General features: G+C 49.9%; 15 protein-coding genes and 1 tRNA gene. 9 read left to right on the top strand and 7 right to left on the bottom strand.

Features of this window, described 5'->3' with window-relative positions; all coding sequences use genetic code 11:
- Window positions 1-152: 152 nt before the first annotated feature.
- A tRNA-Leu gene (locus GRF55_RS10260) sits at window positions 153-237 on the bottom strand.
- 1,026 nt (window positions 238-1,263) lie between these two features.
- On the opposite strand from GRF55_RS10260, the gene GRF55_RS10255 reads away from it, so the two are divergent.
- From GRF55_RS10255 to asnS, 7 genes are all read left to right on the top strand, one after another.
- Window positions 1,264-1,857 carry a DUF3828 domain-containing protein gene (locus GRF55_RS10255; protein WP_220368314.1) on the top strand — a complete coding sequence of 198 codons (594 nt, stop codon included), beginning with the start codon at window positions 1,264-1,266 and terminating at the stop codon, window positions 1,855-1,857.
- 2 nt (window positions 1,858-1,859) lie between these two features.
- Window positions 1,860-2,273 carry a 5-fold beta-flower protein gene (locus GRF55_RS10250; protein WP_220368313.1) on the top strand — a complete coding sequence of 138 codons (414 nt, stop codon included), beginning with the start codon at window positions 1,860-1,862 and terminating at the stop codon, window positions 2,271-2,273.
- Between the two features lie 188 nt (window positions 2,274-2,461).
- A complete protein-coding gene (locus GRF55_RS10245; protein WP_220368312.1) occupies window positions 2,462-2,950 on the top strand; it encodes a hypothetical protein in 489 nt (162 codons plus the stop codon).
- A 106-nt stretch (window positions 2,951-3,056) separates the two neighbouring features.
- Window positions 3,057-4,490: a beta-Ala-His dipeptidase gene (gene pepD / locus GRF55_RS10240; protein WP_220368311.1), complete on the top strand. Its 1,434-nt coding sequence runs from the start codon at window positions 3,057-3,059 to the stop codon at window positions 4,488-4,490.
- Between the two features lie 256 nt (window positions 4,491-4,746).
- Window positions 4,747-6,096, top strand: a complete 1,350-nt coding sequence (purB, locus tag GRF55_RS10235; RefSeq protein WP_220368310.1) for an adenylosuccinate lyase — start codon at window positions 4,747-4,749, stop codon at window positions 6,094-6,096.
- A gap of 59 nt (window positions 6,097-6,155) precedes the next feature.
- Entirely contained in the window at window positions 6,156-7,517 is a 1,362-nt protein-coding gene (locus GRF55_RS10230; protein ID WP_220368309.1) for a pseudouridine synthase, read from the top strand.
- A 22-nt stretch (window positions 7,518-7,539) separates the two neighbouring features.
- Window positions 7,540-8,988 carry an asparagine--tRNA ligase gene (asnS, locus tag GRF55_RS10225; protein WP_220368308.1) on the top strand — a complete coding sequence of 483 codons (1,449 nt, stop codon included), beginning with the start codon at window positions 7,540-7,542 and terminating at the stop codon, window positions 8,986-8,988.
- A 77-nt stretch (window positions 8,989-9,065) separates the two neighbouring features.
- Here asnS and GRF55_RS10220 read toward each other — a convergent pair whose 3' ends face one another.
- Window positions 9,066-9,386: a cupin domain-containing protein gene (locus GRF55_RS10220; RefSeq protein ID WP_220368307.1), complete on the bottom strand. Its 321-nt coding sequence runs from the start codon at window positions 9,384-9,386 to the stop codon at window positions 9,066-9,068.
- Between the two features lie 232 nt (window positions 9,387-9,618).
- Here GRF55_RS10220 and hcp point away from each other — a divergent pair, with 232 nt between their 5' ends.
- Entirely contained in the window at window positions 9,619-11,277 is a 1,659-nt protein-coding gene (gene hcp / locus GRF55_RS10215; RefSeq protein ID WP_220368306.1) for a hydroxylamine reductase, read from the top strand.
- Window positions 11,278-11,381: 104 nt separating this feature from the next.
- Here hcp and GRF55_RS10210 read toward each other — a convergent pair whose 3' ends face one another.
- From GRF55_RS10210 to GRF55_RS10190, 5 genes are read right to left on the bottom strand one after another with little or no spacing between them, the layout of a single operon-like run.
- Window positions 11,382-12,005 carry a Crp/Fnr family transcriptional regulator gene (locus GRF55_RS10210; protein ID WP_220368305.1) on the bottom strand — a complete coding sequence of 208 codons (624 nt, stop codon included), beginning with the start codon at window positions 12,003-12,005 and terminating at the stop codon, window positions 11,382-11,384.
- Between the two features lie 13 nt (window positions 12,006-12,018).
- On the bottom strand, window positions 12,019-12,780 hold the full coding sequence (locus GRF55_RS10205) for a ThiF family adenylyltransferase (protein ID WP_220368304.1): 762 nt from the start codon (window positions 12,778-12,780) through the stop codon (window positions 12,019-12,021).
- Between the two features lie 14 nt (window positions 12,781-12,794).
- The gene (locus tag GRF55_RS10200) at window positions 12,795-13,637 is read right to left on the bottom strand and encodes a S1 RNA-binding domain-containing protein (protein ID WP_220368303.1); all 843 of its coding nucleotides are present in this window, start codon (window positions 13,635-13,637) and stop codon (window positions 12,795-12,797) included.
- Window positions 13,638-13,656: 19 nt separating this feature from the next.
- Window positions 13,657-14,337 (bottom strand): ABC transporter ATP-binding protein, encoded by a 681-nt coding sequence (locus tag GRF55_RS10195; RefSeq protein ID WP_220368302.1) that lies wholly within the window; start codon window positions 14,335-14,337, stop codon window positions 13,657-13,659.
- A gap of 6 nt (window positions 14,338-14,343) precedes the next feature.
- Window positions 14,344-16,476: a cation:proton antiporter gene (locus GRF55_RS10190; protein WP_220368301.1), complete on the bottom strand. Its 2,133-nt coding sequence runs from the start codon at window positions 16,474-16,476 to the stop codon at window positions 14,344-14,346.
- A gap of 528 nt (window positions 16,477-17,004) precedes the next feature.
- On the opposite strand from GRF55_RS10190, the gene GRF55_RS10185 reads away from it, so the two are divergent.
- The gene (locus GRF55_RS10185; protein WP_255563789.1) at window positions 17,005-20,133 is read left to right on the top strand and encodes a glycoside hydrolase family 2 TIM barrel-domain containing protein; all 3,129 of its coding nucleotides are present in this window, start codon (window positions 17,005-17,007) and stop codon (window positions 20,131-20,133) included.
- Window positions 20,134-20,327: the final 194 nt, after the last annotated feature.

The following is a 20,327-nucleotide window of genomic DNA, read 5'->3' as shown; positions in this document are numbered from 1 at the left end:
TCTAATCATAATTCTTAACTCTTAATTTTTAATTCTTAATTCAAATTTGCCTTCCCTCGTTCGGCGGAAACATCCGCCCCTACGCAAATGAATCTGTGAAATAAAAAAGCGGGCGGGGAATCAATTGCATTCTCCCGCCCGTTTTTTTATGGTGGTGCGCCTGACAGGAATCGAACCTGCACGTCGTAAGACACTAGATCCTAAGTCTAGCGCGTCTGCCAATTCCGCCACAGGCGCCTTCGTGTATGCTCCCTTGTTGGGGGCATCCCAACTTTTCGGGTGCAAAGGTAATAAATAAATTTGAGAACAGCACAATCTGCGGTTAATAAAAATCGCCCGAAAGAAGCCCCATAACCCTTAAACCCCACCCCTGCCCCTCCCCTAAGAAGGGAGGGGAGTGAACCCACCCCCAACCCCTCCCGAAGGGAAGGGAGGAACCCACCCCTAACCCCTCCCGAAGGGATGGGAGTGAAGTTAGCGTGTCTTTCCTCCGTCAGGCGCTCCCCTCCCTTCTTAGGGGAGGGGCAGGGGTGGGGTTCCCATGCTTCGTGTATTTTCTTTCGTTCGGGTGGATTTACAATCCGCTCCCGTCAGGCGCTCCCCTCCCTTTTTAGGGGAGTGAAGTTAGCGTTTTTCTTCCGTCAGGCGCTCCCCTCCCTTTTTAGGGGAGGGGCAGGGGTGGGGTTTAAGGGTTAGGGAGGGGCCCCCTATATATAATAATGTGTAGGTGTGTTTTTATATCACCCTGGGTTTTGTATATTTATGCATGGGTGGAAGTTTTGGGTTGCTGTTTGTAAACGGTTGCAAATCAGTGTGTTAAGAGGGGTGTTCCAAAAGTTCAACTTTTAGCTTGCGAAAGTTGAACTTTTAGGCGGTGAAAGTTGAACTTTTAGAGCGCAAAAGTTCAACTTTTGGAAAACGAAAGTTCAACGGTATATTTATACGCCCTTTTTTGTATGTTTATACCCATCCTAACCTTTTACCCCACCCCTGCCCCTCCCCTAAGAAGGGAGGGGAGTGCCTGACGGGAGAAGACGCTGCGCTAAATGATAAATTGAGTGATATGGTATTCCGAAAATACACTGAAACGACGAAAAATGCGAAAATCTTTGTTTTCGGACACTTCGATGTTTTCGGATGCTTTCGGGAAATAGCGCCTGGCTAAATGATAAATGATAAAGTAAAAATGTGATTAGTGAAATTTGTGGTGAAAATGCCGATGGTTTCGGGAATTTTGTTTATCTTTGCGGAAAGTAAATGGATATGAATATGACGGCAAGGGGAACGGTTTGGATAGGTGCGTTGCTGTTCGCGTTTTGGTTGGCAGGGTGTGCGCCCGGTCATCAGAAGGAAGAACGGCAGGAGGAACCGCAGGGTGTGGCTCCGGCGGACACGGCACCTGCAGCGGTTGAGGAACAAAAACAGACGGCTGCCGATGTGGAGCGGCGCGTGAAGGAGATTTACGACGCGGTGAGTGCTGCCTATCACAGCAATCCGGGAGAAGAGACGCCGGTTCCCAGCGTTGACCTGGACAAGGATTTCTGCTCGGAATCGTGGAACGAACGGTGCCGGGCGGTAGTGGAGAAAGATGCCCAAAATCCCGATGAAATGGTGTTTTTTGATGCCGACTACTGGGTGATGGGACAAGATTATGACAACCCCCACGCAAAGGACATCAAGGTGGTGAAGATGGACGAGCGGACGGCGGTGGTGGAGCTGCTCCTTCACAATATGTCGGACATCCCCGTGCGCCTGGAGATGGTCTTTGAGCGAGGGAAGTGGTATATCGACAACTTCATCGATTTGAAACACGACATGGATTGGGGAAGGTCGATTGATGAATATTTAAATGAATGATAATGAGAAGAAAACTGTTTTTAATGATGGTGTTGTCGGCGTTCCTGTCGGTAGGAGCGACGGCACAGACGGTGCGCAACGCATCGAACGCAACGATAGGGAAAATCGAGACTAACGGGACAGTGCGCAACAGTTCAAATGCCATGATAGGAAGGATTGAAAGTAACGGGACAGTGCGCAACAGTTCAAATGCCATGATAGGAAGGATTGAGAGCGACGGAACGGTGCGTAACGGTTCAAACGCGATGATAGGAAGGATTGAGAGAGACGGGACTGTCCGCAACGGTTCAAACGCGATGATAGGAAGAGTCGAGAGCGACGGGACGGTGCGCAACAGTTCAAACGCCACCATTGGATATGCGCGGGGAATAAAGAAAGAGTGGGCGGCAGTCTTCTTCTTTTTCGGGATGTTTTAAGGGGAGAGGGCGGATTGGAAATCCGCCGTACGGGAGAAGGCAAATCTGGTCTTTGCAGATTGATAATCCACCGTACGAGAGAAGGCAAGTGAATGGGAGAAGGCAAATCCTGTCTTGGCATGTGGGCGGGTACGCCGGTTTGCTCCTGTGTGATAAGAAAAAGGAAACATTTAAATGATAGAATGACGATGGGAAATACAACTTGGACAGATGTCCGCAAACGGACGTTGACCGATTATTACAATCTGCCGGAAGAGGCGCAGCGGCGGGCTGACGACCTCTTCGCACGGATGGATGCCCTTGCCGCCGAATGTGCTGATCAGGGACAGTTTGAACAGCAGCTGCTGACAACGGGGCTGAGTGAAGAATACAACCAGTTGGTGGCGAGTTGCTCGGCGTATGCCAAAGTCCTCATTGATGGTGAGGAGAAGACGAAGGACGAAATCATCGCAGACCAGCGGAAAAACACTGCAAAAACAGCAGCGGCAGAAGCGGCGAAGAGTCAGGCGCGGCAACAGGTCAGTGCTGCCCTCACGCAAGTGCTCCCCGACGAGGTCAACAGGGTGCGCCTGTATGGTCTTCGCGGGCTGCCAATTATCGGTGATATCATTCGCCGCGCCGAACAGATAGATTCCCTCCGGTGGATGTTCGGATTCAGGAAGAAAGGTGAGGAATAGCCCGCTTGCTTACGAATTGAAAGGTAGGAGTTGCATAGGAGTCAGGTAGGAGGTAGGTGGGAGGATGAGAAACAGGAGTGTAACAAATTAAAAGCAAAATAAAGATATGTGTACAACAAAACGCGTTTTTGAGATTTTCAAACAGTTGAATGCGGTGCCCCGTCCGTCGCACCACGAGGAGAAAGTGGCAGACTTTCTGTGTGACTTTGCCAAGCGGCTGGGGCTGGAATATGATCGCGACGAGCAGAACTGCGTAGTGATTAGAAAGCCGGCGACACCCGGTTGCGAGGGAGCGACCCCTATCGTGATACTGAACCACATGGATATGGTGTGCGTGGGGATGGACGACCCGCTCCATACACCCATCGAGGCATACGAGGAAAATGGCTGGATGAAGGCGCGCGGCACGTCGCTCGGCGCCGACAACGGCATCGGTCTGTCGATGGCGCTGGCAGTGCTGGAAGACAAGAATATCGTGCACGGACCGCTCGAGGTGATGACGACCACGAACGAGGAGGACGGCATGTCGGGAGCAGCCCACCTCTCCCCGGATTTCATCAAAGGGCGGAAGGTGATTAACCTCGATTCGGAAGACTACAACACCATCACGACAGGGGCGGCAGGCGCTTACCTGCAGTTCCACCGCATCCCCTTCCACCGTCAAGCGGCACCGGGAGGCAAACGGCGGTGGTACCGGCTGCGCATCGAAGGCGGACAGGGCGGACACTCGGGCGTGGACATCAACAAGGGACGGGCGAGTGCCGTCGTGCTGACGTGGGCGCTTCTGGCAGCGATATACAACGACTACGACTTCGACGTGGCGTCGATTCAGGTGGGCGAGGCAAATGCGTCCATCGCCTCGACGGCAGAAGTGGTGGTGTGTGTGCCCTCCGGCGAGGCGGCAGAGTTTGTCAAGGCGCAACAAGACTGTCTGAACCAATGGATTCGGGAAGAATACGGCGAGAACGACCCCGGTGTGCACTGCGTGATAGAGAAATGTGAGAAGCAAGACACCGTCATCGAGCGGAAGGCGATGGAGGCACTGATGCTCTGTCTGGAACAGGTTCCGCAGGGCGTGGTGAAGATGAGCGAGACGATGGAAGGGACGGTGGAGACATCGAACAACGTGGGGCGAATCGTTACGGAAAGCGACCACCTGTTCGTATCGACCCACACGCGGAGTTTCATCGATGCCGACATGATTGCCTTGGGAGAAGAGATTAAGAAGGTGTTCGGCGAGAACGGCGGGAGTTCGGAACTCATCATGTCGGCACCGGCATGGCAGGAGAACCAACACTCCGACTTCATCAATATGGTTTCAGACACGTTCAACGACGTGCTGGGATGGCATCCGCACAAGGTAGCCATGCATTTCGTGCTCGAAGCCGGCTTCTTCGTGCAGAAATATCCAGGCATAGAGATGGCGAGCATCGGTCCGCGCATCGTCGAGCCCCATTCAACCAACGAACGTGTGGAGCTGTCAACGATTGACGACATCTGGAAGGTGTTCCTCGAATTGCTGAGAAGGTTGGCTGAATGAGAATTTAAGCCAAACCGAACCCCGTCGTAGGGGCGGATTGGAAATCCGCCGTACGGGAGAAGGCAAAAATTACTGAAAAGGAAACCCTGTCACCCTCTAATCATCATTCTTAATTTTTAATTCTTAATTCTTAGGGGTGGGGTGGCGGATGTTCGGATCTTGTGTTAAAAATGTGAGAGAGCGTTAAAAAATGTGCAAAAAGATGGTTTTCAGAATAAATTTAGTACATTTGCACCCCTATAAAGAATATTGACAAATGAAAATGGAGGATTTAACAGCAATTTCGCCCATCGACGGCCGTTATCGTAGTAAAGTAGAGCCATTGGCAAACTATTTTTCGGAATATGCCCTTGTCCGGTATCGTGTTCAGGTGGAGATAGAATATTTCATTGCCTTGTGCGAATTGCCGTTGCCTCAGCTTTCCACATTCGACCACAGTCTGTTTGGCGACCTGCGCCATATTTATAAGGACTTTTCGGTGGATGATGCCCGTCGTGTGAAGGAGATAGAACAGACGACGAATCACGACGTGAAAGCCGTTGAATATTTCATCAAGGAGCGTTTTGACACCATCGGCGGACTGGATGCCTACAAGGAGTTTATCCACTTCGGACTGACCTCGCAGGACATCAACAACACGAGCGTGCCACTGTCAGTGAAAGATGCCTTGAACGAGGTGTATCTGCCACAGGTGGAAGAGCTGACAGCCTGTCTGCAGAGTCTTGCCGAGGAGTGGAAAGACATCCCGATGCTGGCGCGGACACACGGTCAGCCGGCATCTCCGACGCGGCTCGGCAAGGAAGTGATGGTGTATGTCTATCGCCTGAAGACCCAGTTGGCACAGTTGCGTGCGTGTCCGATTTCCGGGAAGTTCGGCGGTGCGACCGGTAACTTCAACGCCCACCACGTGGCATATCCGCAATATGACTGGAGCGCATTCTCCAACAAGTTTCTCAGTGAGCGGTTAGGCATTGAGCGCGAGGAATATACTACGCAAATCAGCAATTACGACAATCTGGGCGCATTGTTCGACGCTCTGCGCCGTGTCAACACAATCATCCTCGACCTCGACCGTGACTTCTGGATGTATATCTCAGAAGACTATTTCAAACAGAAAATCAAGGCAGGCGAGGTGGGTTCAAGTGCGATGCCGCACAAGGTGAATCCGATAGATTTCGAAAATTCGGAAGGCAATCTCGGAATAGCCAACGCCCTGTTCCAGTTCCTTGCCCAGAAATTGCCGGTGAGCCGTCTGCAGCGCGACCTTACCGACTCGACCGTGCTGCGCAATGTGGGCGTTCCGTTGGGACACACGCTGATTGCGATACAAAGCACGCTGAAAGGACTTCGCAAACTGATTCTCAACGAAGAGCAGGTGGCAGCCGACTTGGATAACACATGGGCAGTCGTGGCAGAAGCCATCCAGACCATCCTGCGGAGAGAAGGCTACCCGAAGCCCTACGAGGCACTGAAAGCACTGACACGCACCCATGCGAAGATGACGGAACAGGCGATACATGAATTCATAGACACGCTGAACGTGAGCGGTGAGGTGAAGGCAGAACTGAAAGCAATCACCCCGCACAACTATACAGGAATCAGATAGATTTTAAGAGATATTTTAGCCGTGAGGCAACGTAATTAAAAAAAACAAAAGAAAGAACTATGAGTGATCAAGAATTAAAAAATGACGCACTGTCTAACGAACAGTATGCAAGCAGCCGTGAGGACCACGCAGAAGGAGGACAGATGCCCGGTTACCGTAAAGTAGGACGTACACAGCGTCCGCGTATTCAGGCACAGCGCACTTACAACACTGAACGACCCACATTCCAGAATGATCATGACGGTTTCCGTCCGGAAGGATTCGGAGCAGGACTTCAGTCTTCCGGTTCGCAGCGTCCTTATCGTCCCCGAATGAATCCGAACACGTCTTATCAGGGTTACGGACAGCGCCAGCAAGGCGGCTATCGTCCGCACCACAGTCAGAGCGAACAAGGCTATCAGCCCCGTCAGGGCGGCTTCCGTCCGCGCTATAGTCAGGGTGAGCAAGGCTACCAGCCCCGCCAGGGTGGCTATCGTCCACGCTACAATCAGGGTGAGCAAGGCTACCAACCCCGTCAGGGCGGTTTTCGTCCACGCTACAATCAAGGTGAACAAGGCTATCAGCCCCGTCAGGGCGGCTATGGAGGAAGAGGCTATCAGACCTATCAAGGCTATCAGCCACAAGGCTTCCGTCCGCGTCCAGCCCATCCGAAATATAATATGAAGAAACGTATCGAGTATCGGGAAGACCATATCGACCCGAACGAGCCGATACGTTTGAACAAATACCTCGCAAATGCCGGTGTGTGCAGCCGCAGGGAAGCCGACGACTTCATCCTGGCAGGCGTGGTGAAAGTGAACGGCGACGTCGTTATGGAGCTGGGCACCAAGGTTGCCCGCACGGACGAAGTGCTGTTCCACGACCAGCCCGTGACACTCGAGAAGAAAGTGTATGTCCTCTTGAATAAGCCCAAGGACTATGTGACTACGAGTGACGACCCGCAGCAGCGTAAGACCGTGATGGACCTGGTGAGGAATGCCTGTCCGGAGCGTATCTATCCGGTGGGACGCTTGGACCGCGGAACGACCGGCGTGTTGCTGTTGACCAATGACGGTGACCTTGCCAGCAAGTTGACACACCCGAAATTCTTGAAGAAGAAAATCTATCACGTCTTCTTGGACAAGAACGTGACGGCACACGATTTGCAGCAGATTCGCGACGGAATCACGCTGGACGACGGCGACATCAAGGCAGACGCTGTTGACTATGCCAGCGAAACAGATAAAAAACAAGTAGGAATCGAGATTCACAGCGGAAGAAACCGCATCGTAAGACGCATCTTCGAATCGCTGGGCTATCGCGTGATAAAACTCGACCGCGTTCAGTTTGCCGGACTGACGAAGAAGAACGTGCGTCGCGGCGATTGGCGTTTCTTGACTGAAAAAGAAGTGGATATGCTCCGAATGGGTGCATTTGAGTAATGAATAACAGGAAAATTATAAGATGGAAACAATTTGTAGAACAAAAGTAAAGGACGTCCTGAAAAGAACAGACTACGGAAGTATCGTCAACGTAAGAGGATGGGTCCGCACACATCGTAGCAGTAAGGCAGTTGACTTCATCGCCCTGAACGACGGCTCGACCATCCACAACGTGCAGATAGTCGTTGACCCATCGAAATTTGACGAGAATATGCTCAAGCAAATCACGACGGGAGCATGCGTTACCGCAACGGGCGAACTGGTTGAGAGTCAGGGTTCCGGTCAGAGCGTGGAGATACAATGCCACGAGCTGGAAATCTATGGCACTTGCGGAAGTGACTATCCGATGCAGAAGAAAGGGCAGAGCTTCGAATATATGCGTCAGCATGCCCACATGCGTCTGCGTACCAATACCTTCGGAGCAGTGATGCGCATCCGTCATAACATGGCAATGGCTATTCACACCTACTTCCATGAACACGGATTCTTCTATTTCCATTCGCCCATCATCACAGCCAGTGACTGTGAGGGTGCAGGAAACATGTTCCAGGTGACGACGAAGAACCTCTATGACCTGAAGAAAGGTGACGACGGGAAGATTGTCTATGACGATGACTTCTTCGGCGAGCAGACATCGCTGACCGTCAGCGGACAGCTGGAGGGCGAGCTCGGTGCAACGGCACTCGGAGCCATCTATACCTTCGGACCGACATTCCGCGCGGAGAACAGCAACACACCGCGCCACTTGGCAGAGTTCTGGATGATTGAGCCGGAGGTGGCGTTCATCGACCAGCAGGAGCTGATGGACCTGGAAGAGGATTTCATCAAGTATTGCGTGAAATGGGCGCTCGATAACTGTAAGGACGACCTGGAATTCCTCAATAAGATGATTGACAAGACACTCCTCCAACGCTTGGAGGGTGTGCTCAAGGAAACGTTCGTGCGTCTCCCCTATACCGAAGGAATCAATATTCTGCAGGAGGCAATGAAGAACGGCAAGAAGTTTGAGTTCCCCTGCAACTGGGGCGATGACCTTGCCAGTGAGCACGAGCGCTATCTGGTGGAGGAACATTTCAAGAAACCAGTCATCATGACCGACTATCCGCGAGAGTTCAAGTCGTTCTATATGAAGCAGAACGAGCCGACAACCGACGGTGGCTCGATAGGTTACAAAGGGGCAGTAGCTCCCGGACCGACCATGCAAGGAACAGACGTGCTCTTCCCGCAAATCGGCGAAATCATCGGTGGCTCGGTGCGTGAGGAAAGTTATGACAAACTGATGAGCGAAGTGGAGCGCCGGAAGATGGATACCACTCATTTGTGGTGGTATATGGACACACGGCGGTTCGGCACCTGCCCGCATGGCGGATTCGGACTTGGCTTCGAGCGTCTGATACTGTTTGTGACGGGTATGCAGAATATTCGCGACGTCATTCCGTTCCCAAGAACGCCGAACAATGCGGAGTTTTAGACGAAAGATGCCACTTAAATAAACAGAAAGAGGTCGTGCCAGTTACTTTTGACACGACCTCTTGTTTTTCTCTGACATTATTTAATCATGGTAATAATCATTTTGAAGTCGCTGTCGGCACGCACGCTGTGAATTTCGCCTGCTGATATCATGAATATCTCGCCAGCCTTTATGGTGTGTTCCATTCCGTTTAGCAACATTGTCATAGAACCGTCGGTTACTTGTATTAGTGCATCCATCGGGGCTGAATGAGGGCTAAGTTGCTGACCTTTGGAAAATGCGAAGACAGTAATGCTGCCATTGTTGTCGTGAAGAAGTTCCATACTTACGATTCCATCTTCCTGATAGTTTACAATTTCATTTGGATCAAGTGCTAATCCTTTTTTAAACTTTGCCATTGTCTTATGTTTTTTAAAGGTTTATATTGTTGCTTTGTGTGACAAATATATATATTAGTAGAAATGATTTGGGTAACAATCGTTACATTTCAGAATTATTAAGTTAGTTGACCGTTAGACAAAGAACGAGATTGAAAGTTGAAATAAAAAATGTTAAATGTAACATTTGTAACCACAGTGTTTGTTATAGGTTTGTATTTTTGCTAACTGATAAATAAAAAACAAAATAATTATGAACGAAAACAAGATGTTTTGTTTCCAATGTCAGGAAACAGCGAGAGGTACGGGATGTACAGTGAAAGGTGTTTGTGGTAAACTGCCAGAGACGGCACGATGGCAAGACTTGTTGCTAAGTGTTGTGCGTGGTGTTGGAACAATTCAGCACGAACTGAGTAAGGCAGGTCTAGAAAGTGACAAGAGGACAGAGGATTTTATAGTTGATGCTTTGTTCTCGACAATTACTAACGCCAATTTCGATGACAACTCAATTCTTCGTAAAGTTGACTGTGGCATTGCTATAAAGCGCGATTTGATTCTCACAGCAGAGAGGGTTGGTGTTCAACTTCCAACTTATCAAGAGGTTAGATGGGGTGGTGAGAAAAACGACTATTTGGAAGAGGGTGAGCGTGAAAGTATTTTGAGAAACGAAGATGCGGACCTGCGATCTCTGAAGGAACTGACGGTGCTTGGACTTAAAGGTATGGCAGCCTACTATGAGCATGCTACGCGTTTAGGCAAACGAAATGCGGAGATAATTGATTTCATGTGCAAGGCTCTGAGCGTTATATCTAATCCTAAAGCAGACATGAAAACATTGCTTGATAATGTTCTGAATACAGGCAAGTATGGCGTTGACGTAATGGCACTGCTTGATGAAGCAAATACTACCGCTTTTGGTAATCCTCAGATTACAAAGGTTAGCATAGGAGTGGGCAATAATCCTGGCATACTCATATCAGGTCATGACCTTGCCGACTTAAAGCAGTTGCTGCAACAGACGGAAGGCAAAGGGATAGATATATATACCCATAGCGAGATGCTGCCAGCCCATTACTATCCTGAACTGAAGAAGTATAAGCATCTCGTAGGAAACTATGGAAATGCCTGGTGGAAACAAAAGGAAGAGTTTGAATCTTTCAATGGACCGATAGTCTTTACTACAAACTGCATTGTTCCGCCGCTTGCCAATGCAAGTTATAGTGGCAGAGTGTTTACGACAAATTCAACGGGGTATCCTGGATGGAAGCATATTGAAGAAGATGCTGACGGAAAGAAAGACTTCTCTGAAGTAATAGAAATGGCTCGTCACTGCAAGGCTCCTGCAGAGATAGAGTCTGGCGAAATTGTTGGAGGTTTTGCTCATGCACAGGTATTTGCACTTGCCGACAAAATAGTAGATGCAGTGAAGTCTGGAGCAATACGTAAGTTTGTTGTAATGGGTGGTTGTGACGGAAGAATGAAAAGCAGAAACTATTATGCCGACTTTGCTAAATTGTTACCTGCAGACACTGTGATACTGACAAGTGGATGCGCAAAATATAAATACAACAAACTAAATCTTGGTAACATAAACGGTATACCACGCGTGCTCGATGCTGGACAGTGTAATGACTCTTATTCGTGGGCTGTTGTTGCGCTCAAATTAAAAGAGATATTCGGAGCAAATGACATAAACGATTTACCTATATTTTTCAATATTGCATGGTATGAGCAGAAGGCTGTTATAGTATTGCTCGCCCTTCTTTCGCTGGGAATTAAGAATATACACATAGGACCTACGCTTCCAGGATTTGTTTCAGAAGGAGTTATGAAAGTTCTTGTTGACTCATTCGGATTAGGAACAATCACAAGTGTAGAAGAAGATATAGAGAAATATATTGGTTGGAAATAAATTCATCCCTTTTTATAATAGTAAAAACAAAATGCAATTATTTCCTTTACTCGCTGATGGTAAGTCTGATTACTGTCGGCGAGTTTTTGTTTTTAGTAGTAATCTTACCTTTTAAGTTCTATTCCGTCGAGCGTCCTTTCAATTATGCCTTCAGCTTTAAGTTCTGACAGAATCCTTGAAAGCGAAGGACGGGCAACGCCGAGTATGCGTGAAAGCCATCCTACGTTTTCAATTCTTCTGTGAATCTTCAAGTATTCAACAACACGTACTTTCAGAGATTGCAGCGCAAAGTCGTTGACCCTGCGGCTGAGGCGCTGGCAGCGGTCGGATATGATTGCGATGAAATTCATCATAAGCAGTTTGTCTTTATGTAGCAAATCAGCAAAAGAGTTTCTGCTTATATATAATAATGTGCAATGTTCTTTTGCTATAATGTTTACAGGCAGGTTGCCTTGCTTGGCATAAACGAAGGCTGGTGCAAATAGAGTTGGACCTGTGAGTGTTTCTACTACAATTTCTTTACCGTCTTGATTAGTCATTGTAGTATATATAGTACCATCTACAAGCATCATGATGTCATCACACTTATCGCCCATATACGCAATAATATCTTCTTTGTCTTTATGGCGAATGCGATGAGGAGTGGCTGAAAGCAAGTTGGCTAAAGTTTGCTTGCAGCATCCCTCAAATATAGGTGCTTTGCAGATTTGGTCTATTAGTTGTTCCATTGTTCTTCAATTGTCATTTTTCTCGTGTTGTTGTATACTGCATTATAAGGTCTTTAACAACTTCTGAGGCTATTACGAGACCTGCTGCAGCTGGCACAAAGGCATTGCTTGCAGGCACTTGCTTATGGGTGTTATCCTTCGCCTTATCTTGTGTTTCACCAATATTTCCTTCCACATCAGCAGGTTTTATGGGTTTCTCTTCGCTGCAAACAACCTTCATGTGTAGTATTCCCTCGCGGCGGAGTTTCTTGCGGATAATCTTGGCGAGGGGGTCCATAGCCGTTTTGGTGATGTCGGTCACGCGGAAAGCCGTCGGGTCCATTTTGTTTGCTGCCCCCATCGAACAAATGAGCGGGATGTCGAGTGCGTGGCAGCGACGGATGAGTTCGATTTTCGCCGTGACGGTGTCGATGCAATCGACCACATAATCGAATGGAGTCAAGTCGATTTGGTCGGCATTGTCGGGCATGTAGAACATCTGATATTTGTGAACGACGCATTCGGGGTTGATGTCATGTATGCGCTGTTCAGCCACATCCACCTTATATTGTCCGATGGTTGATTGCAAAGCGTAAATCTGTCGGTTCAAGTTGCTGACGCACACACGGTCGTTATCGACGATGGTCAATTCGCCTATCCCGCTCCGTGCCAGTGCCTCGGTGGCATATCCGCCCACTCCTCCCACGCCGAATACAGCCACATGGGAGCGTTTCAGCGTCTCAATGGCGGGTTCGCCGAGCAGGAGTCGTGTTCTTGAAAGCATGTCTTCGGTCATTCGTCGGGTGCTTTTTAGGTGGATGCTGTCAGTTTGATGCCTTCGTCTTCAATCGTGATGAGCCGTCGTTTATACAGGTCGCCAATGGCGCGCTTGTAAACTTTCTTGCTGACTTGGAAACGTTGCTTGATGGCTTCTGCGTCGCTCTTGTCGCCCAGTTCGCACTGCCCGCCGTGTGTGTGCAGGTATTCGAGAAGCGTTTCCGCGAAGTCGAGCGTATGTTGGTGTCCTGTCGGTTGGAGTGTGACGTCAATTTTCCCGTCTCCCCGTACATTATATATATAGCCTTTCAGTCGGTCGCCCGTCCGTATGGGCTGGAATATCTGGTCGGCATATACCAGTCCTTCGAACGCATTGTCGATGATGACCTTGAATCCCAGTTCCGTCTGTTGCCATACCAGGAGCTCTACCTCGTCGCCATTGTAGTATGGCGGTTGGTCGTTATTGAGGTATCGCTCTATTTTTGCCGATGCCACGATGCGGTAGGTCTCTTCGTCGATGTGTACGTGTACGATATATTTCCGTCCTCGCTCCATGTTCTTTTTCTGTTCCCGGAACGGACAGAAAAGGTCTTTCATGAGTCCCCAGTTGAGGAAGGCGCCGTATTGGTTGGTCCATGCCACCTCGAGAAAGGCAAAATCGCCCACTTTCGCCAATGGTTTTTCGGTGGTGGCAATCAGTCTTTCCTCTTGGTCGAGATAGAGAAAAACCTCGATTTCATCGTCGATTTTTGCATTTTGGGGGACGTAGCGTTGGGGCAACAGAATCTCTCCTGCCTCATCTCCGTCGAGGTAGAGTCCGAAATCTACCCGCTTGACGATTTTCAGTGTGTTGTAATCTCCCAGTTTGATTGGCATGTTCTGAAAAAGTTGCTGTTCAAAGATTGCTGTTGGATTCCTCTGTATCGTTGACGAGCAGTCCGTCTTTCATTTTGATGGTGCGGTCGGTGATGTTTGCGAGGCTTTCATCGTGTGTGACGATGACGAAAGTCTGTCCGAACTGTTCGCGCAGGCTGAAGAAGAGTTGGTGCAGCTCGGTCTTGTTTTGCGAGTCAAGGCTTCCCGACGGTTCGTCGGCAAGAATGACGGCGGGGTTGTTCATCAGCGCACGTGCCACGGCGATTCGTTGTTTTTCTCCTCCGGACAGCTCGTTGGGTTTATGGCGGATTCTGTCGTGGAGCTGCATGAAGGTGAGCAGTTCCTCTGCCCGTCTGCGTGCTTCTTTTTCCGACTTTTTGGCGATGAGTGCAGGTATCATCACGTTCTCGAGAGCTGTAAATTCAGGCAGTAACTGATGGAATTGGAAGACAAATCCTATTTGTTGGTTTCTGAAGTCGGAGAGTTTGTCATTCGGCAGGGTGTTTGTCTGTATTCCGTTGATGACCACCTTTCCCGTGTCAGGCTTGTCGAGTGTTCCGATAATTTGCAGCAGGGTGGTTTTCCCGGCTCCGCTTGGTCCGACGATACTGACGATTTCTCCTTTCCCGATGTGCAGGTCGATGCCTTTAAGCACTTGGAGTGAGCCGAATTTCTTGGTAATGTTTTCGATATCAATCATGGTCTGTCAGCTGATTAGTTTATTCTTCTTTTTCTTCAGCCATTCGATAATAGCTTGGTATGCACTTGTCTCTTCCTGGTGTTGCGGTGTGGCGAAGGTCATTTCATCCATCTGTTCGCCGTATTGGTCGGGGAAGAGGATGATGATGGTCTTTCCCGAGAAGTGGTGTTCTATCTCGTCGGGCAGCCGTTCGAGTGCGCTCTTGTATGAGACGGTTCCCTTTCGTGCGGTTACGACGACGAGCATGTGGTCTTCATGGATGTTTGCGGCGAGACGCGGCAGTTCGTTCCAGTGTTCCATGCGGGTGTATTCAGCCCTGACGCTCGGGTGTCTGTTTTGTATGTATTCCTGTATGAGTGTGAGCGTCTCCTGCCGCCCGTGGAATTGTATTCTGCAATCCAGGTTGCCGGCGATGCGTGACAGTCGTTCCACCCACCTGTAGAATCCGGCTTCAAATTCGGCTCTCGACGGTACGGCGACTTGTATTCTCCGAAGCGTGTTAAGCGGTTGTTTCAGTCTGACGAACATGATTTGCCTTCTCAGTCCGTTGTATAGGCTTTGTGCGAATTCTCCCCAGAATTTCGGTGATATTTCCTTGTGAATGTGCATGCCCATGATGATTTCAGAGGCATTGTATTCCTTGAAGGTGTGCTTGATGCCGTTGGCGATGTTGGCTGCTACGCGCACTTGAGTCTGCATCCTGACATCAGCAGCGCTGGCGGTTTGTTGCAGACTTTCCAGCAGCCGTTTCCCCTTTTCCTGGTTGCTTCGTCTGTTCTCGTCGTCATAGACCACATTGACTGCTACGAGTCCGCGGTTGAGTTTGCGGTTTCGTGTCATGATGGCGAGGTTGACCAGTCCATCGGCAATCTCCTTGTATTTCACGGGCAGCAGGATGAGTTCGTCGTCGTTGCCTTTCTCGTCGGTGGGCATGGCATTGTCGTGGAGGACGATTTGCTTGGCAGCCCGTTCGGTGATGAGGGTGCTGATGATGCAGGTGAATAGAATCATGATGATGACTCCGTTGAGCATCTCATCGTTGACGAGAAACTCTCCGGGCGCAGTTTCTATCCGCATTCCAATCATCACCATGGCGATGGCTCCTGCCGCATGTGCCGACGTCAGTCCGAACATCATGTGTCCCGACGAGAGCGGGTATCGGAAAGTGATGCTGGCAAGATAGGCAGCAAGTGCCTTTCCGAAGGTGCCGAAGAAGACGATGGCAAGCACAATCCAGATGATATTCCCTCCCTGGAACAGGATTCTGACGTTGACGAGCATTCCCACACCGATGAGGAAATAGGGGATGAAGAGTGCGTTTCCGATAAACTCAATCCTGTTCATGAGCGATGATACGTGTGGGATGTATCGGTTGAGAATCAGTCCCGACATGAATGCTCCGAGAATCCCTTCAAGCCCGATGGCTTCGGCGAGTGCCGCACTCATAAACAGGATTGCCATGACGAAGATGAACTGCATGACGGCGTCGCTGTATTTTCTGAGGAAGGCCCTTGTCAGGCGCGGGATGAAGAAGATGAGTCCTGCGAAGAATGCCGTGACTTTCACGATGAAGATGAGCCAGAAGAGGGCGCTGTTGTCGGTCTTGAACGTCCCCACGGTAGCGGCGAGCACCACTAGTGCGAGGAAGAGCGAGAGCATTGACGAGCCTACGCTGAGCATGACGCTCCTATTCCTTTGCAAGCCATATCTCCCGACGATGGGGTAGGCGATAAGTGTGTTGGCTGCCATGATGCAACTGAGCAGCGCGGCAGCAATGGGCTGATAGCCTAACAGTTTCTGGCTGGCGAAGTAGGTGAGTATGAAGGGGATGGCAAACGTCAGCAGTCCAAATGAGATGATTTTCCCCTTCCTCTTCTTCATGCTCTCGAGGTCCATCTCAAGACCGGCGAGGAACATGATGTAGTAAAGCCCCACCTTTCCGAAGAGTTCGAACGAGTCGTCCCGTTCAAGAATGTTGAATCCGTATTTTCCCAGTACGACACCTGCGAGCACCATGCCGATGATGTGCGGTATTCGCAGTTTTCCCATGATGATGGGTGCGAACAGGATGATGCAGAGCACGACGAAGAAAATCAGCGTCGGGTCGGTGATGGGAAAGTATTGGGAGATGTGGAACATAACTTTTCTTATATTGTGTGCAAAGTTAAATAATTTTTCCGAGATTATAAACCAGTTGAGATAAAAACTTGTTCAAGTTGATAGAGGAAAGTGATTAAGCGCGCGAAAACCAAATTTATCTGAGTTTTTCTAAATGCGAAAAACTTGAGCGTCACTAAAAATCGAAGGTTGCATATTTATACATCAATGAAGGTTTTGTGGGCACGTTTGTAAACTATTGAATCTCAATATGTTAGGAGTGGCTTTCCAAAAGTGCCACTTTTGGCTCCTGAAAGTGGCACTTTTAGGACGCAAAAGTGCCACTTTTGCAAGCTAAAAGTTCCCCTTTTGGAAAACGAAAGTTCCCGCTGTATTTTTATGCATGGTTATGTATAAATATGCGGGTCGTCTTTTATGTCTGAAAAAGTTGGGTGCGAATGGGTTGGAATGTCGATTTTTTTGTATCTTTGCAGGACAACCGAATCCGCGGTTAATAGCGCTGCGCTAAATGATAAATGATAAATGAAAAATGGATAAAGGGAAAAAGATATGGAAAGAATGTTGCGTCTATTGTTGATTGCTGTTTTTTGCTGCGGGCAGGTGTCTGCTTTTGCGGCATGGAGTGTTGGACCGTTGACGGCTGACAGTCTGCCGCCAGTGGCAGCGGGTGCTTGGCATGACTTGCAAGTGAACGAACTGAACCGCCTACCTGTTCACACGTCGTTTTTCGCTTACGAGAACGAGCAGTTGGCACGGCAGGGTGACAAAACGCGTTCGGCACGCTTCCTGTCGCTGCATGGCGATTGGGCGTTCAGTGGTGCCACGGATGCCGATGGCGAATTGGTGACGCGGGGCACGATGTCCGTTCCCGGAATGTGGGAGTTGAACGGCTTCGGCGACCCTATATATAAAAATGTGGGGTATGCATGGTTCGGGCATTTTGACGGGAAAGCTCCCGATGTGCCGCTGAAAAACAACCATAAAGGCATGTATCGGCGCACGATTGCCATTCCCGACGCTTGGCAGGGGAAACAAGTCATCGCCCATTTCGGCAGCGTCACCTCCTGCATCTGCCTGTGGGTGAACGGACGTTTTGTCGGCTATGCTGAAGACTCGAAAACGGCAGCGGAGTTTGACATCACCCCCTATCTGCAGAAAGGCGACAACGAACTGGCGTTCATGGTGCGGCGCTGGTGCGACGGAACGTGGGGCGAAGATCAGGATTTCTGGCGACTGACGGGCGTGGCACGCGAGAGCTATCTCTATTGTCGTGACGCGAAGGCACACATCGATGACCTGCGCATTGAGACCGACCTGGTTAACGGCTATCGGGACGGAACGCTCACCATCCGTCCGCTCACCACGGGGAAGGTGCAACTCTACTACACACTCTATGCGCCTGACGGCAGAGAGGTGTGGAACGGGACCGCCACTTCCGTCACGTTGAAAGATGTGAAGGCTTGGACGGCAGAGACACCATATTTATATACACTCGTCACACGGCTGTTGCCTGCCCGGAAATATCCCGAGAAGGGTGCCGAGACGGAGGCTGTCGTGCAGAAAATAGGCTTTCGGAAGGTGGAAATCAAGGGCGGACAGTTGCTCGTGAACGGTCAGCCAGTGCTCATCAAGGGCGCCAACCGGCATGAGATGGACCCCGACGGAGGTTATGTCGTTTCCCGCGAACGGATGATTCAGGATATCCGCCTGATGAAACAGTTCAATATCAATGCCGTGCGCACGTGCCACTATCCCGACGACCCCGTGTGGTATGAACTCTGCGACGAGTACGGCTTGTACGTCGTGGCAGAGGCAAACTTCGAGGCACACGGCTTAGGCTTCGGCGAAAAAGCAGACACCTACGACCCGAAATTTGCGAAGACCATCCTCGAGCGCAACCGGCACAACGTGGCGGTGCACTACAACCACCCGTCTATCATCTACTGGTCGCTCGGCAATGAGTCGGCAGACGGACCGAACTTTTCCGCCGCCTATCGGTGGATTAAAGAGCAGGACCGTCAGCGTCCCATCCAGTGGGAGCCCGCCAACGGAGGCGAAAATTCCGACATCATGTGCCCGATGTATTGGACGCACAGACAATGTGAGGAATATGCGAAGGACGAAACGAAGCAGAAGCCCCTCATACAGTGCGAATATTCTCACGCTATGGGCAATTCCTGCGGTGGATTCAAGGAATATTGGGAGCTCGTCCGCAGGTATCCGAAGTATCAGGGCGGATTCATCTGGGACTTCGTTGACCAAGGTCTGCGCATGAAAGGCAAGGGATATGAGCGGTCCTATTATTATGGTGGCGACTTCAACGACTACGACCCGAGCGACAACAACTTCAACTGCAACGGACTGATAAGTCCCGACCGCGTGCCCAATCCGCACATGTACGAAGTGGGTTATCACTATCAGAACATCTGGACGGAACTCATCGACAAACGAAATACCATAGTCAGGATTCATAATGAGTATTTCTTCCGTGACCTGAGCCATATAGCCTTACACTGGCAGTACGTTCACCAAGGAGTTGTGCTGAAAGAAGGCGTCATCGACCATATCGACTGCGCACCGCAACAGTCTGCCGACATCTCTCTTCCAGTATTCCAAATCACTGACGGAGTGGATGGTATGGGCAACGATAGCGGAACCGTTTTGCTGAACATCGACTTCAGACTGAAGAACGATGAGGGTTTGCTTAAAGAGGGAACAACCGTCGCACATCAACAATTTGACTACAGTTGGATTGACATCTGTCGGATGGTAAAACCAGAAAAGAAATGGAAAAGCCTCAAAATTCGCGACCAAAAGAACGAACCACGGTTGACCATAGAGAACGACCTGTTACACCTCGCTTTCGACAAGACGACAGGACTGCTCACCAGCTATCAAGTGGAGGGCGTCAGTCTGCTCGGCGATGGTGGTACGCTGAAGCCTAACTTCTGGCGCGCTCCGACCGACAACGATATGGGTGCGGGACTGCACCGCACACAGAAAGTTTGGAAACATCCGAAAATGGAACTGAAACGTCTGGATGTGTCGAAGAAAACGAAGAATGAGGTGCAGGTGAAAGCACATTATCGCCTGCCAGAAGTGGCAGCCGACTTGTTGGTTACTTACGAAATAGCGGGAAATGGCGCAATGACTGTCATTCAGTCATTGGATGTTGAGAGCGACACCCTGCCCGACATGTTCCGTTTCGGCATGGTGATGCAGTTGCCTTACGACATGGACCGGAGTGAATTCTACGGACGCGGACCGGTCGAGAACTATCCCGATCGCAACACGTCGCAGCGATTGGGCGTTTACAAACAGACTGCCGATGAACAGTTCTATCCCTACGTCCGCCCGCAAGAGACAGGTCTGAAAACCGATGTGGAGTGGTGGAAACAAGGCAACGGAAAGGGAACGGCTATTGAAATAAGTGGTCATCAACTTTGCATGTCGGCACTCCATTACGACATTGAGGAACTGGACGAGGGCGACGAGAAGCACCAGCGCCATGCTGCCGACCTGAAGAAGTCACGCTTCACCAATCTGTTCATCGATGGTGAGCATGCCGGTGTTGGGGGAGTGGACAGCTGGAGCCAACGTGCATTGCCACTGCCGCCATATCGTGTGAAGGCGACAGACAAGCAATTCCGGTTCCGGATTACTCCACTGAAAATGTAAACGGATTGGGCATGGCAGCGTGCACGCTGCCATGCCCGCAACAAGGAAAGCATAGCACTACTCCACGCGAGGCACGCGAACAAGGTCTCCCGTAATTTTCCTTCTTGACATTTGCTTTTCCCACTCTTTTTTATTATATTTGCAAAATCATTAATTATTCTTGATGACATGCTAATGAATTATTTTTTATGAAA

It is taken from the genome of Prevotella sp. Rep29, from assembly GCF_019551475.1.
Taxonomy (GTDB): Bacteria; Bacteroidota; Bacteroidia; order Bacteroidales; family Bacteroidaceae; genus Prevotella.
Note: the sequence above shows the minus strand (reverse complement) of the source record. Positions and strands in the feature narration are given on the sequence as shown.

Excerpts from the sequence above, each read along its gene's own strand:
- GRF55_RS10255 (WP_220368314.1), top strand. The coding sequence starts at position 1,264 with ATGAATATGACGGCAAGGGGAACGGTTTGGATAGGTGCGTTGCTGTTC.
- GRF55_RS10250 (WP_220368313.1), top strand. The coding sequence starts at position 1,860 with ATGAGAAGAAAACTGTTTTTAATGATGGTGTTGTCGGCGTTCCTGTCG.
- GRF55_RS10245 (WP_220368312.1), top strand. The coding sequence starts at position 2,462 with ATGGGAAATACAACTTGGACAGATGTCCGCAAACGGACGTTGACCGAT.
- pepD (WP_220368311.1), top strand. The coding sequence starts at position 3,057 with ATGTGTACAACAAAACGCGTTTTTGAGATTTTCAAACAGTTGAATGCG.
- purB (WP_220368310.1), top strand. The coding sequence starts at position 4,747 with ATGAAAATGGAGGATTTAACAGCAATTTCGCCCATCGACGGCCGTTAT.
- GRF55_RS10230 (WP_220368309.1), top strand. The coding sequence starts at position 6,156 with ATGAGTGATCAAGAATTAAAAAATGACGCACTGTCTAACGAACAGTAT.
- asnS (WP_220368308.1), top strand. The coding sequence starts at position 7,540 with ATGGAAACAATTTGTAGAACAAAAGTAAAGGACGTCCTGAAAAGAACA.
- GRF55_RS10220 (WP_220368307.1), bottom strand. The coding sequence starts at position 9,386 with ATGGCAAAGTTTAAAAAAGGATTAGCACTTGATCCAAATGAAATTGTA.
- hcp (WP_220368306.1), top strand. The coding sequence starts at position 9,619 with ATGAACGAAAACAAGATGTTTTGTTTCCAATGTCAGGAAACAGCGAGA.
- GRF55_RS10210 (WP_220368305.1), bottom strand. The coding sequence starts at position 12,005 with ATGGAACAACTAATAGACCAAATCTGCAAAGCACCTATATTTGAGGGA.
- GRF55_RS10205 (WP_220368304.1), bottom strand. The coding sequence starts at position 12,780 with ATGACCGAAGACATGCTTTCAAGAACACGACTCCTGCTCGGCGAACCC.
- GRF55_RS10200 (WP_220368303.1), bottom strand. The coding sequence starts at position 13,637 with ATGCCAATCAAACTGGGAGATTACAACACACTGAAAATCGTCAAGCGG.
- GRF55_RS10195 (WP_220368302.1), bottom strand. The coding sequence starts at position 14,337 with ATGATTGATATCGAAAACATTACCAAGAAATTCGGCTCACTCCAAGTG.
- GRF55_RS10190 (WP_220368301.1), bottom strand. The coding sequence starts at position 16,476 with ATGTTCCACATCTCCCAATACTTTCCCATCACCGACCCGACGCTGATT.
- GRF55_RS10185 (WP_255563789.1), top strand. The coding sequence starts at position 17,005 with ATGGAAAGAATGTTGCGTCTATTGTTGATTGCTGTTTTTTGCTGCGGG.